Here is a 16,393-nt window from a genome sequence, read left to right on the forward strand (position 1 = left end):
ACTCGGGGCTCGGGAGCGGTGTCGGCGGTGACGGGGACGGTGGCGTCCGAGACACGGCTGGTCGCCGGGCCGGCTTCGGCGACGGTGACATCGACCGCCGGGGGATCGACCCCGGCGACGGAGACTCCGGCCGCCGCCGGACCGGCTCCGACGGCGGAGACACCGGCCGCCGTGGGACCGGCCCCGGCTTCAGTCCGGGCTTCAGGCCCGGCTCCGGCGCGGGGCTCGGCGGGTCCGAGTACGACTGGTCCGCCGGTGACGAGGCGCGGGCCGAGGGGACTTCGGCGCGGGAGACTTCGGTACAGGGGACTTCGGCGCGGGAGACGTCGGTACGGGGGACGTCACCCCACGAGTCGTCGGCCCACGAGTCCTCGGCGCGCAGGACATCGCCCCATGGCCCGTCAACCCGCGGCACGCCGCCCCGTCACTCATCGCCCCATGGCAGCTCGACCCGCGAAGCGTCGGCCCAGGACGCACTGGCCTTCGGCACCTCGGCCCACGGCGGTCCGTCCCACGGCGGTCCGGCGTACGGCGGTCCGCTCCACAACGCGTCGGCCCACAACGCCTCGACCCATCCCGCATCGACCCACGACGCATCAGACTTCGGCGCCCAGCCACAGCGAACCCCCTCACGCGGTACGCCCTTCGACGGCACCCCCGCGCACGGGACCCCCGCCGTCCCAGGCACCCCGGTCTTCGGCGAGGCCTTCGGCAACCCAGCGTCCGACAACCCACCCATCGGCGACCCCCACTTCGACAACTCGCCCTTCGACAACTCGCCCTTCGACAACCCACCGTCGGGGAACCCACCACTCGGAAATCCGGTCTTCGGCGGCGCCCAGCCCGCGTACGGCGGCAGCCAGGGCTCATTCGGCAGCGGCCAGGCCCCGTTCGGCGGAGCCCCCACGCAGGGCACGCCCCCGCACGGCTCGCCGATGTACGGCACCCCGACCCCCGGCAACGCCGGCTACGGCACCCCCGCCTACGGAGGCCAGGCGTACGGCACTCCCGCACACGGCAGCCCGGTATACGAGCCCTCCGCATACGTACCCCCTGTCTACGAACCGCCCATGTACGAGCAGGCCCCGCCCGAGACCCGGAACTCCTCCGGTGCGGCCGCGACCGACGACGGTTCCGCCACTCCGCCGCCAGGCCCCCTGGTCGTGGACCGGCGGACGCGACAGGTGTGGGTGGGCGAGACGCCGGTCGCGCTGACGCCGAAGGAGTTCGAACTGCTGGCGCTGCTCACCGAGGACCCCGGCGCGGTCTACTCCCGGCAGGAGATCCTCAACCGCGTCTGGGACGACCACTACCAGGGCCCGACCAAGACCCTGGACGTCCATGTCGCCACACTCCGGCGCAAGTTGGGCGACCCGGCGTGGATCCAGACTCTGCGCGGTGTCGGCTTCCGCCTGGCCGTACGCACCCCCGGCCGAGCACCGGGACCGGGACAGAGCCAGAGCCAGGGGCAGGGGCAGGGGCAACCCAAGGGGCACGGGCGCGGACAGGGCCCGGCGCTCGGCCGGGGACCCGGCAGGCATCGCACCCGCGAGGCCAGGGCCTCATGACCCGACGCCTGCTGCTCAGCTATCTCAGCCTCGCCGCCCTGGTCCTGCTCGGCCTGGAGATCCCGCTGGGCTTCGTCTACTCACGGGCCGAACGCGAGCGGATCGTCAACTCCGCCAACGACGAGGCCGAGTCGGTGGCCGCGTACGCCGCACTGTCCCTCGCCGCCGGCCGCCGGGACGAACTCGTCGAACGCGCCCGGCACTGCGCCGAGCGCATCGGCGGGAAAGTCGTCATCGTCGACGCGGACGGAAAGCTGCTGGCCTCCTCCCACTCCCTGTCCGACGACGAGGAGAAGACGCTCTCCTCCCAGCCCGAGATCTCCGCCGCGCTCCGGGGCCGCGCCACCACGGACGTCCGGACGACGACGACCGGTGGGGTGCACTACCTGTCCGTGGCCGCCCCGGTCGGCCACGCGACGGCCGACACAGGCACCACTCCGGACCGCGCGGGATCCGAATCGATCACGGCCACCCGCACAGAAACCCGTACAGCCGCCGACACGGAGACGGCCTCGGGGGCGGCACTGGCGCAAGGCGCCGTGCGCATCACGCTCCCCACAACCATGGTGCACGCCCGCGTGTTCGCGGTCTGGCTGCTGCTCGCGCTGGCCGGGCTCGCGGTGCTCACCGGGGTCGCGGCGGTGGCGTTCGCGTTCGCGCGCTGGACGGGGCGCCCCATCAGGCAGTTGGAGGAGGCGACGCACCGGCTGGCCGAGGGCGGTGCGGCGACCAGTGTGGTGGTCACCTCGGGCCCGCCGGAGGTACGGAGTCTCGCGGCGGCCTTCAACACGACCGCCGCCCGCCTCGAACATCTGCTGGCTTCCCAGCGGGCCTTCGCCGGTGAGGCCTCGCACCAGCTGAAGACCCCGTTGGCGGCGCTGCGGCTCCGGCTGGAGAACCTGGAGCCGGACATCGCCCGGCGCGCCCGGCCGAGCCTCGACGCCGCCGTCACCGAGACGGACCGGCTGGCCCGGATGGTCGAGGGGCTGCTGGCGATGGCCCGCCTGGAGGAGGCGGCGGCCATCCCCGCCCAGGTCGACCTGGGCGGCATCTGCGCGGAACGGCACCGTACCTGGGCGCCGTTGTTCGAACGGGAGGGGGTCTCGCTGGTCCTCTTCGCCGGTGTGGTCGGCCCGGTGACGGCCGTCCCCGGGGCGGTGGAGCAGATCCTCGACAACCTCCTCTCCAACGCGCTGCGCGCCTCGCCCGCGTGCAGCACGGTCACCATGGAGCTACGGCTCCTCGTGCCCGCCAAGCGGGCGCTGCGCGACGCCCGGCCCAGCTGGGTCGACCTCCATGTCACCGACGAGGGGCCCGGGATGACGCCCGAGCAGCGCGCCCGCGCGTTCGACCGTTTCTGGCGCGCCCCCGGCGCGCCCAAGGGCGGCACCGGTCTCGGTCTCTCCCTCGTGCAGCGCCTGGCGCACGCCAGTGGGGGCGCGGTGGCGCTCCACGAGGCGGCCACGGGTGGGTTGGACGCCGTGGTGCGCCTTCCGTCGGCGGAGCCGCCGGCTCCGCCACACGGCCATGGGTTCGGGGGGCGGCCGGGGCAGCGTCGCCGGGAGGCTCCGCCGCTGCCGGCCTGAGCCGACCGTCACCCAAAAGCGTGTCCAAGAGCGTCGCCCAAGAACTCGGGTGATCGGTGTCGTACGGCGGCCGCAGGTGGTACGTGGCTGATCGCGCAGTTCCCCGCGCCCCTGACGGGCGCTGTCGCGCGCCCCGATCCTCGGGTGCCCGTCCGCCTCGGCGCCATTGCTTGTCCATGCCCTGTCAACCACACTCCCCTAAGTTCCATGAGCGCGCGACCCCGCCGCCGACCGGCAGGCGGGCCGGTCACAGCACCCCCTTGGAGCGACAGTGGAACGTCGTACTCTCCTGCGCGCGGCCGTACTCGGCGGCACATCGACCGCTTTCGGCGGGACCCTGTGGCGCGGCGCCGCGTACGCCGCGCCCGCCCAGCCCGGCACGGGCCCGTACGGGGCGCTCGGTTCGGCGGACGCCAACGGCATCCGGCTGCCGAGCGGCTTCACCAGCCGGGTGATCGCCCGTTCCGGCCAGACGGTCGCCGGTACGTCGTACACCTGGCACAACGCCCCGGACGGCGGCGCCTGTTACGCGGACGGCACCGGCTGGATCTATGTCTCCAACTCGGAGATCAACCCCTCCGGCGGCGCGAGCGCGGTGCGGTTCTCGTCGACGGGCACGGTGACCTCGGCGTACCGCGTGCTGTCCGGCACCCGCCAGAACTGCGCCGGCGGCAAAACCCCGTGGAACACCTGGCTGTCGTGCGAGGAGGTGGACCGCGGCTATGTCTACGAGACCGACCCGTGGGGCACGGACGCGGCGGTCCGGCGGGACGCGATGGGCCGTTTCAAGCACGAGGCGGCGGCGGCCGACCCGGTCCGCCGGGCGATCTATCTGACGGAGGACGAGACGAACGGCCGCTTCTACCGCTTCGTCCCCACCACCTGGGGCGACCTGTCCTCCGGCACCCTCCAGGTCATGGTCGCCGGCACCGCCACCTCCGGCTCCTACACCTGGGCGAACGTCCCCGACCCGGACGGCTCCCCCACCAGTACCCGCACCCAGGTCTCCGGCTCGAAGTCCTTCAACGGCGGCGAAGGCTGCTACTACGCCGACGACACGGTGTGGTTCACCACCAAGGGCGACAACCGCGTCTGGCAGCTCAACCTCGCCGTCGGCACCTACGAGTTGGCGTACGACGACTCCCTGGTCACCTCCGGTACGGCCCCCCTCACGGGCGTCGACAACATCACCGGCACCGCCTCCGGTGACCTCTATGTCGCCGAGGACGGCGGCACCATGGAGATCTGCCTCATCACCCCGAACGACACCATCGCCCCCTTCCTCCGCATCGACGGCCAGTCCGGCTCCGAGATCACCGGCCCCGCCTTCTCCCCCGACGGCCGCCGCCTCTACTTCTCCAGCCAGCGCGGCACGAGCGGCAGTTCGTCGGGCGGCATCACGTACGAGGTGACGGGCCCGTTCCGCGGCTGACGCGGAATTCGCTACCACGTTATCGAATACCGCGTTTTCGAACTCATCATCACGCCATACTTGTTCGATTCCGCTTCTGCTAGGTTCAGCGGGTGGTCATGCCCAATGAATCGGGGCCGGAGAGCCTCCCGGAAAGCCTCGGAATCGGCGCTCGCCCGCGCAGGGTTCTCCTGGCGGCATGCGGTACTCGCGGGGATGTACAACCCTTTCTCGCATTGGCCGTGGCGCTCCGTCGCCACGGCCATCACCCGTTATTGGCCGCCCCTTCCTCATATGCGTCCGACGCGGCCGCATATGGCGTCGATTTCGCCGCGATCGACGACGGCCCGACCCGGATCCTCGACGAGACGGCGACCCGCAGAATCATCGACAGAGGCCTGACGGGTGTGCGCGGGAAGATCGCCGCCGCGCGGACCGTCGCCCGTCTCAAGCGGTTGCTGATCGCCCCGCTGCGCGATGTCGCCGCCATCGCCCACGACCACGGCGACATCGCGGCGGTGGTGCATTCGGCGGCGTTCCCCGCCCAGCATGTCGCCGACATGCTGGACGTACCCGCCGTCGTCGTGGCGCTGCAACCCGGCTGGATCCCCACCGACTCGTTCCCCTGCCCGCTGATGCCGCTCCCGCGCGTACCGCGTTTCCTCAACCGGAGCACGTACGCCGTGGTCGTGGCGGCCCAGCGGTCCCGCGAGGTGGAGCGCTGGCGGACCACCGAACTGGGCCTGACCGCACGCCGGCACGGCGCCCGGCGGTGGCTGCGGGACCCCGAGGGGCGGCGGCGCCCGGTGCTGCAGTCGTTCAGCAGGCATGTCACCCCGGTCGACCCGGCGTGGGGCGACGCCGTACGCACCACGGGTTTCTGGTACCTCCCGGCCCGCCCCGACTGGACCCCGCCCCCGGAGCTGGCCCGCTTCCTGGACGAGGGGCCGCCCCCCGTCTACCTCGGCTTCGGCAGCATGGCCGGCACCCGGGGACAGCGGAACAACGCGCTGGTCACCGAGGCGGTCCGCCTCGCCGGCGTACGGGCGGTGATCGCGACCGGCTGGGGCGGCATCGACGCGGCGGGCGGCCCCGCCTCCCCCGGAACGCCCTCCACCCGCACCACCCCCACACCATCGAACATCCTGGCGATCGAACAGGCCCCCCACGACTGGCTCTTCCCCCGTACGGCCGCGGTCGTCCACCACGGCGGCCCCGGCACCGTCGGCGCCGCCCTCGCCGCGGGGCGCCCCCAGGTCCTCTGTCCCCACATGGGCGACCAGACCCACTGGTCCGCCCGGATGCGAGCACTGGGCGTCGCCCCCGACCCGCTCGCCGCCCGCACCCTCACCGCACACGGGCTCGCGGAGACGATCACCACGGCGGTGACCGACCGGCACCTGGCCCACCGGGCCGGTGAAATCGCTCCCCTCGTCCAGGCCGAGGACGGCGTGAACACAGCGGTGAATTCCCTCCTGGCTCACCTCACCTGATCCCCCCACAAGCCGCGAACAGAAGGCCCCGAGTGCTGCAAATCCCGTTCTCAGAAGCCATCGTCGAACCCGGGACCGTAATCTCCTGGTCCCTGCGAACAAGGAACTCCCCTCAAGAAGAAAAGATTGCCCCTCCCTCTTCAGATTCCCCTTCCTCTCCCCCTTCCGCTTCCGCGTCGGCCTCGTTCAATCAGGACAAGCATCATTCGTCATCCGAGGCGTCCCGGAGCACGAGTGACGGAATCGCCAGCTCGATCACGGTCACCTTCGAGATCGAGGGACCACTGGACACCACGGCGCTGGAATCGGCGCTGCTGCTGCTCGTACGGCGCCACGAGGTGCTGCGCAGCGAGTTCCGACGCCTGGCCGGTGACCTGAACTGCACAGCTCTGGCACCCGAGTTGATGGTCCTGGAGGCGGAGGAGGCCGGTCGCTTCCACACCGCGGACGATCTGCACATCCACCTGGACAAGACGTTCAAGAGCATCGACACGCTCTCCTGGCCGCTGTTCCTCATGGGCGCGGTGGTCCGCGAGACGAGCGCGACCGTCTATCTCTGCTTCGACCACATCGTGTGCGACGGCCTGTCCATGCCCGTCGTCGTGAACGAACTCCAGACCGCGTACGCCGCCCTCACCACCCGGCGCACCCCCGAACTCCCGCCCACGGAAAGCTACTTGACCTTCGGCGACGAACAGCGCCGTCGCTACGCCGCCCTCGGCGCCGACGACGACCGCCTGACGTACTGGAAGGACTTCATCCGCGGCAACGGCGGCTTCTTCCCCAGGTTCCCCTTCGACCTGGGCGTCCCGGAGAACCAGCTGTACCCCCTGGTGAACCGGGCCCTCCCCCTCCTCGACCCCCTGCGCACCGACGCGCTGGCGGCCGGCGCCCGCGCGTCCGGGGGCAGCGTCTTCACGGCCGTACTGGCGGCCGCGGCGACGGCCCAGCACCGTTTCGGGGGGCCGGGGGTCTACCGGGGCCTGCTGCCCATCAGCGAACGGTCGGAGAGGGCTTCGGAGAGGGAGGTGGGGGGAGCCCCGAACCCGTGGCAGCACTCCATCGGCTGGTTCGTGAACACGATGCCGATCGAGTTCCGGGTGGGTGAGGGCGGCGGCACGGACCACGCCACCACCATCGCGCGGGCGCGCACGGCGTACGGGGAGATGCAGCGGCACGCCGGTGTCCCCTTCGTGCGGGCGTGGGAGCTGCTGGCGCCGGAGACCTTCTCCCTCCACCACTGGCCGTACCCGGTGAACTTCTTCTCCTACATCGACTTCCGGCGGACCCCCGGCGGACCTCAACACCCGCTCTGGAACCCGAAGTTGCACGTCTGGGCGGCCCGGGGCAACGGCATCAGCCACTGGTTCCACCGCACCGCCACCGGCCTCCACGTCAACCTGCTGCACGTCGACACACCCCAAGCACACGAGATCAGCGACGCCCTCCACGACGAACTCGTACGGGTGCTGCTGGAGATCGCGGGCGACCGGAACGCGGGACGACCGGTGTCCATCCCCAGGCCGTCCCGAGAGACGACGACGGCACGGAACTGACCCACGATGAGGGGGCGGCGGCCCCGACACACCCCCGGGCCGCCTCCCCTCGCCTCCCCCTCACCGGAACTCGTGGACGACCTCGATCCGTCCCACGAGGTGCGCGTTGAACTCCTCCAGCTCCTCCGCCGGCACCCACAGTTCGAGGATCGTCTCCCCGCCGGCCTGCCGCACCGGATACCGCCGCAGGAACTCCGCGTCGACCTCGAACCGTGTGACGAACCCCGCGCCGTCGTGCTTCACGTTCCAGTCCCGGGCGATCTTCACCGCGTACGCCTCGTTGAGCACCGGGTAGAAGATCGGCTGCTCGGGCAGCCGCGGCGGCCAGGCCCGCCACCCCGACTCCCGCACCAACTCCAGTTCCACGGGACCGGTGGGCCGCCACAACGTCGTCGTCGCACCCCGCCCACCACGCTGCGTCTTCACGGATCGGTCCACCTTCTCTGCACGGCGACCGCGGGTTCGGCCGGCCGGGAAAGCCGACGGTATCCACGGAATCGGCGCGGCAGCCACCGGGTTTGCCGCCCCTTCGTGCCGGGCCCGGCACGAAGGGGCGGCGCCCCGTGCGGGACGCCGCCCCTTTCCTGCTCCGTTCCGCCGCTCAGTCCCGCCGGATCAGCTCCGGGTCGATCCGGCGGCCGACGAGCGGCAGCGCGCCGACGGCCGCGACGGCCACCGCGCCGAGTGCGCAGGCCAGCAGCAGGGGGATTCCGGCGCCGTCCCAGTAGACGGCGCCGCCCCCGGTCACGAGATAGCTGGACTCGGCCAGCTTCCCCGCGACCACGGCCAGCGCCAGCCCCACGGCCAACGGGACCACCACCTGCGCCACTTGCACCGCCCGCAGCGTCCGCGGCCTGGCCCCCAACAGGGACAGCGCGGTGACTTGGGGCTTCCGCTCCACGGCCCGGTCGGTGGCGGCGACGAGGTAGGCGGCTACGCCGATGATCAGGCCCAGGACCATACCGATACCCAGCAGACTCCTCACCACGGTGATCTGCTGCAACGACGTCACCACCACCCCTGGCGTGTCCACCTCCGTGGTGGGGTCCACACCCCCGATGCCGTCGAGTACCTGCCGCACGGTCTCGGGGGCGGAGCTGCTGAGGAGGGTGAGGGTGGCGGAGTCGGGGCGATGTCCGGCGGGAACGGCCGACGGGGGCAACAGGACGGAGCCGCTGTCGATAACCGGTAGTCCGACGTCATCGCCGTACCGAAGAACCGCTCGTGGCACCTTGACGTCCATGACGCGCTGATGCCCCTCGTGCCGCAGATCGAAGCGGAAGCGTGCCCCTGGCTCCGGGACCTCCGACGCGACCTGCTTCGGGTCCCACAACCGCATGGGCCGACCCTCCACACAGCCGTCGACCTTCCTCACCAGCCTGCGCAGCTGCTCGCACGTGGCGACCACCGCTTCCAGGCTCGGAACCCAGTCGTCGACATCGGAACGCGACCGCGATTGCATGACGACCGCATGCCCCCGAACGCCCTCCACCTCCTCCCAGGCCCGCTGCCGGTCGGCCGTGGTGCCCGCGAGCGAGATGCGGTACATCTGGACCGGGGACGTGTTCTTGGAGACCTGATCCAGCTCGATCAACACTCCCTGCACCAGCGACGCCGCGAAAACCAGAATCACCAGCCCGGTCGCCACCCGCAGCGCGCCGCCGGGTTCGGTCTCGTTACGCCGCATGGCCAGGCCGAGGGAGACCGATTGGGTGGAGTGGGCTACCTTCTGGGCAACGCTCCGTGAGAAAGCTGGCAGCAGCGCCACAAGCCCGATGCCGACCAGAACAACGGCGAGTGGCATGAGGACCGAGGAGAGCGCGGTGTCCCTGGGTGGGTGGCCAGTAGCACCCGCTACGCAGTAGCCGGCCACGATGCCCAGTCCCGGAACCAATGGGAGCAGCCCCCACTTTCGAGGTGCCCTTTCCACCGCGCTCCGCCGAACGGCCAGCGGGTTCGCCGCAGCCTTCCTCGCGCTCGCCCGGCCCACGAACCATGCGAGGGTCGGACAGCCGAGGAGACAGATGACGGCTGTGGACAGGGACAACGACCCGTCCGAGGGGTACCACTTGAAACCCGGCACTCCCACTCGCGAAACGAGCTGGTTGGAGAACTCGTAGATACCCAAGCCGAGGACGGCGCCCAGCAAGGCCGCTGCCACAGTCTCGGCAGCGTTGACTCTCTGGGTACCCTTCCGGCTCAGCCCCAATAGCCGCAGTGCGGCCAGTCGCCGGGTGCGAGCAGCTGCAGAGAGCCGGGCGCAGACAGAGAGAAACACGGCCAAGGGCAGTAGAACCACACCCGCGAGGGTGAAGCGGACGATGTCGAGAGTCGACGGGTCCATCGTGGGCGAGTCGGCGAACTCTCTGCCGAAGAACGCCACAGGATCGCCACCGCCTTCCAGCTCTTCTCGACCAACGCCGACATAGGCGTACAACTCGGCAGGGTGAGCCAGTCCTTGGGGGGCAATGGTTCCTCGCACCTCACCCGGCAGAAGTTGAGCCAGGCCAGGCTCCTTCTGCAATACCCCGCTCAGCCGGGGAGAGAGGAACAGCTCACCGGGGGCAGGGAGTTCCCTCAGGCCCGGCGGCAGCACGACACGTCCGTCTCCGCGCGCCAGAAAGACTCGGGTGAGCGGCTCCGAACCAAAGGGATCCGTCCTGATGAGTTCGTAGGAGTCGCCCTCGGACACAAGACAGGCGAACCGTTTCGGATCCTTGACGCAACCCGGCTCACGCGCCGCCTTACGCCCGTCCTGCGCAGCCAGAATTCCGGGAATGGTCAGGACCATGGCCAGACAGCCCACCCCAACCGCGCCTCCCGCGATCATGAGCAGGAAACGCACCCGGTTGCCCCGTCCCGCCCCCATCAGCAGCCGGAGCCCCAGGACGAGTTCCCTCACGACACCTCCCTCACCTGAGCCGAGAGGACGCCGTCGCGCATCGCGTAGCGGCTGTCCGCGCGGGCCGCCACCTCGGAGTCGTGTGTCACCAGCACCACCGCCGTTCCCTGCGAGCGGGCAAGCGTCAGGAACTCGTCGAGTACGGCCGCGGCGTTGCCGCTGTCGAGCGATCCCGTCGGCTCGTCGGCGAAGACCACGGCGGGACGGTGCACCAGCGCACGAGCCACCGCGATCCGCTGACTCTGGCCCCCTGAGACCTGTGAGGGCCGTCGCTCGCGCAGATCCGCCAGCCCGAGGCGGCCAAGCACCTCTCCGGCAGCGGCATGCGCCTCTTTCTTGCGTTGTCCGGCGAGCCGCAGAGGAAGCGCGGTGTTCTCCTCGACCGTCAACTCCGGCAGCAATTCGCCGTATTGGAAGATGAACCCGAAGCGTTCCCGGCGCAACTCGCTGAGTTCCTCGTCGTCGAGGTCACCGAGGCGACGTCCCTCGAACCGGACTTCACCGCTGGCCACCGGCAACACCCCGGCCAGGCAGTACAGCAGTGAGGACTTTCCCGAACCGCTCTGCCCGGTGATCGCCGCGACCTCCCCCCGGCTCAGGGTGATGTCGGCGTTCCTGACTGCGGGGGTCTCACCGTAGAGAAGGTCGACTCCCTTGGCGAACAGGACTTCTGATGTCTTGATCTCATTCCCCTAAGAAGAGCACGAGCCCAGGCGAGGACGCCTGGGCTGTGAATGCCGGGTGGGCTCAGTGGAGCTTGTACGAGAAACTCTTGATGGGTGAACAGTTGTCCGGTCGCAGGGAACCTCGGTCACGGCACAGCCTGAGTTCCGCGTTGTCCGTGTATTGCTGCGCCCCGCTCCAGTCCGCGTGGTGCACACGCACCGTGCTCCGCTGCTTCCCGTAGTACCGGGCCCAGCCATGCCCCTCGACCCTGACCTGCAAGTAGACGTTGTGACCGTCACCGGCGTTGGCGTCCCTCAGAAACCCGGACCACTCGAAGGACCCATGCTTGGTCCCCGGGGGATTGAACTTGTAGTGCCCCTGTAGGAATTCGGCACCCCGTGTCGTGATCGTCGGGATGTTCCCCTGTTGTGCAGCGAGTGCGACCCCCGCTCCCGTAAGAACCAACCCGGCAGCCACTACACCGACCATCGCCCGCTTCATACGCACCTCCGTATCGACCGGCAGCCTCAGCAACCGCCTCGAATTACGGACTGTAGCGGTATGCGCACATAGAGAAACGATCGCCCAACCCCATCACCACCGAATCAGGTGATCTTGAAGCACAGAGGCACCGAAGCGCACACACCCCCACAAACCAAGAAGACGGCACCCCCCGCACGGGATGCCGCCTTCTCTTCGTGAGCCGGAACCGCCGCCCATCGGTGAGGGTCGGTCGGGGACAAGCGGCGGTTCCGGGGCCAGGGTGGGACGGAGGGCTCAGCGGTGGTCGCTGCCCGCCGACTGCGAGGCCGCACGCCCCGCTTCGAGGCGGGCCACCGGGATCCGGAACGGGGAGCAGGAGACGTAGTCGAGTCCGACCTCGTGGAAGAAGTGGACGGACTCGGGGTCACCGCCGTGCTCACCGCAGACACCGAGCTTGAGGTCGGGCCGGGTGGCACGGCCGGCCTCCGCGGCCAGCTTCACCAGGGAGCCGACGCCGTCCTTGTCGATCGTCTCGAACGGCGACACCCCGAAGATGCCCTTCTCCAGGTACGCCGTGAAGAACGAGGCCTCCACGTCGTCCCGGCTGAAGCCCCACACCGTCTGCGTGAGGTCGTTCGTGCCGAAGCTGAAGAACTCCGCCGCCTCCGCGATCTGGCCCGCCGTCAGAGCCGCCCGCGGGAGCTCGATCATCGTGCCGATGGAGAGCTTCAGGTTCGTCCCCGTCGCCGCCTCCACCTCCGCGATCACCGCGTCCGCCTCCTCGCGGACGATCTCCAGCTCCTGGACCGTGCCGACGAGCGGGATCATGATCTCGGCGCGCGGGTCGCCCTTCGCGTTCTTGCGCTCGGCCGCCGCCTCCGCGATCGCCCGGACCTGCATGGTGAACAGGCCGGGGATGACCAGGCCGAGGCGTACGCCGCGCAGGCCCAGCATCGGGTTCGCCTCGTGCAGGCGGTGGACGGCCTGGAGAAGACGGAGTTCGTTCTCGTGCGGCTCCTGGCGGGACTCCGCCAGGGCCACGCGGACCGACAGTTCCGTGATGTCGGGGAGGAACTCGTGCAGGGGCGGGTCGAGGAGACGGACCGTCACCGGGAGGCCGTCCATCGCGGAGAACAACTCCACGAAGTCCTGCTTCTGCAGCGGCAGCAGGGCCTTCAGGGACTCCTCGCGCTCCAGCTCCGTGTCGGCCAGGATCAGGCGTTCGACCAGTTCACGGCGGTCGCCGAGGAACATGTGTTCCGTACGGCACAGGCCGATGCCCTGGGCGCCGAAGCGGCGGGCGCGCAGCGCGTCCTCGGCGTTGTCGGCGTTGGCGCGCACGCGCAGCCGGCGCTTGCGGTCTGCGAAGGCCATGATGCGGTGGACGGCCTCGACCAGTTCGTCGGCGTCCTGGGCGCCCGCGTGCATCCGGCCCTCGAAGTACTCCACCACGGGGGACGGTACGACCGGGACCTCGCCCAGGTAGACCTTGCCGGACGAGCCGTCGATGGAGATGAGGTCGCCCTCCTCCACCACATGGCCGCCCGGGACCGTCATCCGGCGGCGCTTGGTGTCGACCTCCAGCTCCTCCGCGCCGCACACACAGGTCTTGCCCATGCCGCGCGCGACCACGGCCGCGTGGGAGGTCTTGCCGCCGCGCGAGGTCAGGATGCCCTCGGCCGCGATCATGCCGTCGAGGTCGTCCGGGTTGGTCTCGCGGCGGACCAGGATGACCTTCTCGCCCGAACGCGACCACTTCACGGCCGTGTACGAGTCGAAGACCGCCTTGCCGACCGCCGCGCCCGGGGAGGCGGCGATACCGCGTCCGACCTGCGCGACCTTCGCGTCCTCGTCGAAGCGGGGGAACATCAGCTGGGCGAGTTGGGCGCCGGTGACCCGCTGGAGGGCCTCCGCCTCGTCGATCAGGCCCTGGTCGACGAGTTGCGTGGCGATGCGGAAGGCCGCGCCCGCCGTGCGCTTGCCCACGCGCGTCTGGAGCATCCACAGCTGGCCGCGCTCGATGGTGAACTCGATGTCGCAGAGATCCTTGTAGTGGTTCTCCAGGGTCTCCATGATCTGCATCAGCTGGTCGTACGACTTCTTGTCGATCGACTCCAGCTCGGCCAGGGGGACGGTGTTGCGGATGCCCGCGACGACGTCCTCGCCCTGGGCGTTCTGCAGGTAGTCGCCGTAGACGCCCTGGTGGCCGGAGGCGGGGTCGCGGGTGAAGGCGACGCCCGTGCCGGAGTCGGGGCCGAGGTTGCCGAAGACCATCGAACAGACGTTGACGGCCGTGCCCAGGTCGCCCGGGATGCGCTCCTGGCGGCGGTACAGCTTCGCCCGGTCCGTGTTCCAGGAGTCGAAGACGGCGTGGATGGCGAGGTCCATCTGCTCGCGCGGGTCCTGCGGGAAGTCCCGGCCGGCCTCGGTCTTGACGATCTTCTTGAACTTGGTGACGAGCTTCTTGAGGTCGGCCGCCTCCAGCTCGGTGTCGACGACGACCTTCTTGGCCGTCTTCGCCGCCTCCAGCGCCTCCTCGAAGAGGTCGCCGTCGACGCCGAGGACCGTCTTGCCGAACATCTGGATGAGGCGGCGGTAGGAGTCCCAGGCGAAGCGGTCGTCGCCGGCCTGCTTGGCCAGGCCCTGGACCGACTTGTCCGACAGTCCGATGTTCAGGACCGTGTCCATCATGCCCGGCATCGAGAACTTCGCGCCGGAGCGGACCGAGACGAGGAGCGGGTCGTCGGCCTGGCCGAGCTTCTTGCCCATGCGCTCTTCGAGGGCGGCCAGGTGGGCGGTGACCTCGTCACGGAGTGCCGCCGGCTCGTCGCCGCTGTCGAGGTAGACCTTGCAGGCCTCGGTGGTGATGGTGAAGCCGGGTGGCACGGGAAGACCGAGGTTGGTCATCTCGGCGAGGTTCGCGCCCTTGCCGCCGAGCAGGTCCTTGAGGTCCTTGTTGCCTTCGGTGAAGTCATAAACAAACTTCACGCCCTCAACGCTCTGAGCTACGTGGCCTACGTGGGGATCTTTGTTTTCCGACACAGGTCCCAACTCCTTGAGGACGCGGTGGCTGCCCTGACGGCGAGGAACATACCCAGATCGAAGGCACCTGGGTACGTCCACTTGCGCGTCATGCGCCTGTAACCACCCGTCCGCCAGGAGATCGAAAGTCAAGGCTTGGCAAGGAACCGCGCCCCCATGTGTTCACTTCTTGAAGGCGACCTGCCTCATCCGGCCGCCATTTCGCTCACTTGAGCGGCTATCGGCACGCCTGAGTTCGCTCGATGAACGATCAAAGGGTGGCACCCAGTGCCACCCCTTGAAGTCGCAGAGCCGCCCCCGATTCGCTCATCTGAGCGCAACCCCTATCAGGGGTGGCGAGAATCACGCAGTTCGAGGGGTCCGGATTTCACCATGCGGACCGCTCCACGGGACGGCCTCGGGACGGAAACACCCCTGTCACACCACACGGCCGGGCCTGCGGAGGAGGCGCACGCCCGGCTCACACCCCCAGCGCCGCCAACCGCGCCTCGGCCCGCTCCGGCGCGTACAGATGCTCGACGACCAGCGCACCCGCCCCCACCAGCGCCGCCCGCTCCCCCAGCTTCGAGGTCACCACGTCCAGATGAGCGGTGGAGCGGGGCAGGGCGCGCTGGTAGAGCAGTTCGCGTACGCCGGTGAGGAAGGGGGTTCCGGCCAAATCTCCGGCGATCATCAGGACGCCCGGGTTCAGCAGGGTCACGACCGTCGCCAGGACGTCCCCGACGGTCCGGCCCGCCTCCCGCGCGAGCGCCGTCGCGCCGGGATGCCCGGCGGTCAGCAGATCCCGTACATCCGATCCCGAGGCCGCCGGAACCCCGGCCTCCGCGAGCCGCCGGGCCACGGCGCCCCCGCTCGCGACCGCCGCCAGACAGCCGTACGAGCCGCACTTGCACAGCGCGTCCGCACCCTGCGGGACCCGGATGTGGCCGATGTCGCCGGCGCCGCCGTCCACGCCCCGGTATATCGCGCCGCCGACCACCACCCCCGCGCCGATCCCGGTGGACACCTTGACCAGCGCGAACGCCGAGCAGCCGGGGTATCCGGTGCGCTGTTCGCCGTACGCCATGAGGTTGGCGTCGTTGTCGACGAGGACCGGGACGGCGGCCGGGCCGCCCGCGTGGTCGGTGAAGGCGCGGGCCAGGCGGCCCCTTATGTCGTAGCCGTCCCAACCGGGCATGATCGGCGGCTGGACGACCCGGCCGGTCTCGGTGTCCACCGGGCCGGGCACCGCGAGGCCGATGCCGCAGACCGCGTCGGCCGGACGGCCCGCCTTCTCCAGCAACTCGGCGAACCAGCGCCCGAGTTCGTCCAGGACGGCGTCGGGGCCCTCCTCGATCACCAGGACACCGGTGTGCTCGGCCTGGATCTCGCCGGTGAGCGAGAGGACGGCGGCGCGGGCATGGCGGGTGTCGAAGTCGGCGGTGAGGACGACCGCGTGCTCGTCGTCGAACTCCAGGGTGATGGAGGGGCGTCCGCCCAGCGGTGAGCCGACGGGGCCGCCGGCGCCCTCGCGGAGCCAGCCCGCGCGGAACAGCCGGTCCAGGCGCTGGCCGACCGTGGCCCGGGACAGGCCCGTGGCCTGCTGGAGCGCGCCACGGGTGGTGGCCCGGCCGCTGCGGACCAGCTCCAGCAGATCTCCGGCACCGGCGTGACTGCCCACCTTCACGGCCCTTCGCTCATGTCGCC

General features: G+C 70.3%; 9 protein-coding genes and 1 pseudogene. 5 read left to right on the forward strand and 5 right to left on the reverse strand.

Translation table 11 applies throughout. The features are described 5' to 3' along the window. Nucleotides 1-986: 986 nt before the first annotated feature. The 5 genes and pseudogenes from ACZ7MG_RS16360 to ACZ7MG_RS16380 all read left to right on the forward strand — a co-directional run. Nucleotides 987-1,568: pseudogene (locus ACZ7MG_RS16360) on the forward strand (winged helix-turn-helix domain-containing protein); the annotation flags it as partial. After that, a complete protein-coding gene (locus ACZ7MG_RS16365; RefSeq protein WP_471380087.1) occupies nucleotides 1,565-3,154 on the forward strand; it encodes a sensor histidine kinase in 1,590 nt (529 codons plus the stop codon). The pseudogene ACZ7MG_RS16360 and the gene ACZ7MG_RS16365, both read left to right, overlap by 4 nt. A 271-nt stretch (nucleotides 3,155-3,425) precedes the next feature. Continuing rightward, nucleotides 3,426-4,586 (forward strand): alkaline phosphatase PhoX, encoded by a 1,161-nt coding sequence (locus ACZ7MG_RS16370; protein WP_471380086.1) that lies wholly within the window; start codon nucleotides 3,426-3,428, stop codon nucleotides 4,584-4,586. 98 nt (nucleotides 4,587-4,684) lie between these two features. Then, nucleotides 4,685-6,058, forward strand: coding sequence for a glycosyltransferase (locus tag ACZ7MG_RS16375; protein ID WP_471380084.1), 1,374 nt, complete (start codon nucleotides 4,685-4,687; stop codon nucleotides 6,056-6,058). 32 nt (nucleotides 6,059-6,090) lie between these two features. Continuing rightward, on the forward strand, nucleotides 6,091-7,614 hold the full coding sequence (locus ACZ7MG_RS16380) for a condensation domain-containing protein (RefSeq protein ID WP_471380082.1): 1,524 nt from the start codon (nucleotides 6,091-6,093) through the stop codon (nucleotides 7,612-7,614). 60 nt (nucleotides 7,615-7,674) lie between these two features. On the opposite strand, the gene ACZ7MG_RS16385 is transcribed toward ACZ7MG_RS16380, so the two are convergent. From ACZ7MG_RS16385 to ACZ7MG_RS16405, 5 genes are all read right to left on the reverse strand, one after another. Beyond that, nucleotides 7,675-8,040 carry a hypothetical protein gene (locus ACZ7MG_RS16385; RefSeq protein WP_471380080.1) on the reverse strand — a complete coding sequence of 122 codons (366 nt, stop codon included), beginning with the start codon at nucleotides 8,038-8,040 and terminating at the stop codon, nucleotides 7,675-7,677. Between the two features lie 175 nt (nucleotides 8,041-8,215). Then, nucleotides 8,216-10,516 (reverse strand): FtsX-like permease family protein, encoded by a 2,301-nt coding sequence (locus tag ACZ7MG_RS16390; RefSeq protein WP_471380078.1) that lies wholly within the window; start codon nucleotides 10,514-10,516, stop codon nucleotides 8,216-8,218. After that, nucleotides 10,513-11,199, reverse strand: coding sequence for an ABC transporter ATP-binding protein (locus ACZ7MG_RS16395; protein ID WP_471380554.1), 687 nt, complete (start codon nucleotides 11,197-11,199; stop codon nucleotides 10,513-10,515). Before ACZ7MG_RS16395 ends, ACZ7MG_RS16390 begins: the two co-directional genes overlap by 4 nt. A 760-nt stretch (nucleotides 11,200-11,959) precedes the next feature. Further along, entirely contained in the window at nucleotides 11,960-14,707 is a 2,748-nt protein-coding gene (gene ppdK, locus ACZ7MG_RS16400) for a pyruvate, phosphate dikinase (protein ID WP_471380077.1), read from the reverse strand. A gap of 460 nt (nucleotides 14,708-15,167) precedes the next feature. After that, complete coding sequence (locus ACZ7MG_RS16405; RefSeq protein ID WP_471380552.1) at nucleotides 15,168-16,367, reverse strand: ROK family protein; 1,200 nt, start codon at nucleotides 16,365-16,367, stop codon at nucleotides 15,168-15,170. Nucleotides 16,368-16,393 lie beyond the last annotated feature (26 nt).

Source organism: Streptomyces sp. NPDC107538, from assembly GCF_055657445.1.

Coding starts and splice junctions, on each gene's coding strand:
- ACZ7MG_RS16365 (WP_471380087.1), top strand. CDS start 1,565: ATGACCCGACGCCTGCTGCTCAGCTATCTCAGCCTCGCCGCCCTGGTC.
- ACZ7MG_RS16375 (WP_471380084.1), top strand. CDS start 4,685: ATGCCCAATGAATCGGGGCCGGAGAGCCTCCCGGAAAGCCTCGGAATC.